The organism is Protofrankia sp. CiP3, assembly GCF_917627345.1.
Lineage (GTDB): Bacteria > Actinomycetota > Actinomycetes > Frankiales > Frankiaceae > Protofrankia.
The window spans coordinates 21,165-21,765 of the sequence record NZ_CAKJTM010000047.1 but is presented as its reverse complement, the minus strand read 5'-3'; the positions used below and the strand labels follow the sequence as shown (position 1 = coordinate 21,765).

The following is a 601-nucleotide window of genomic DNA, read 5'->3' as shown; positions in this document are numbered from 1 at the left end:
CCGCCGTAGGCCGCGACATCGAAGCCCAGGTACTCGCCCGAGCCGTGCGCTGGCACGCCGAGCACCGCATCCTGCTCAACGGCGGCCGAACCGTCGTCTTCGCGGCCTGACCACCTCTCCCCCAGCTCCGTCCAGCGGCAGCCGGAATCCACGGCACCCGCGGGAACGGAGGGCAGCCAGCGCCGTACCACCTCCGCCAGCACGCCACGCGGCTGGAGCAGTCCGGCTGCCTCCCGCGGCCCGGACAGCGAGAACCTCGGCACGGGCGCTCGCTGCCGGGCCGGAGAACAGAAAGATCTACAACGGAGATCATTCGAGATCGGCGAGCGCGCCAGCGCCAGTCGCATCCACAAGATCTGAAATTAGATATCAATGCTACCTTGACGCGAACCTCCCAGCCGGGCAGTGTGACCCACGCGATATTCGTCAATCTATTTACACCAGTTGGCATGAGGTGCCCAACGGCTGGTCAGCCGCCGGGCAGTACGAGAGAGATCAAGGCCGATGCGAGTGACGGTAGACCCGGGTCGATGCCGGGGACACGCTCCGCGTGTCCCCCGACGCTTCGGCCCCATCCGGCTTAGAGCGCCCGAGGATAGGA

The 601-nt window shown here is 66.7% G+C and carries 1 pseudogene; it reads left to right on the top strand.

Annotated features, from left to right (window positions below):
* Positions 1-110, top strand: a pseudogene (gene purU / locus MJ797_RS27535) (formyltetrahydrofolate deformylase); the annotation flags it as partial.
* Positions 111-601 lie beyond the last annotated feature (491 nt).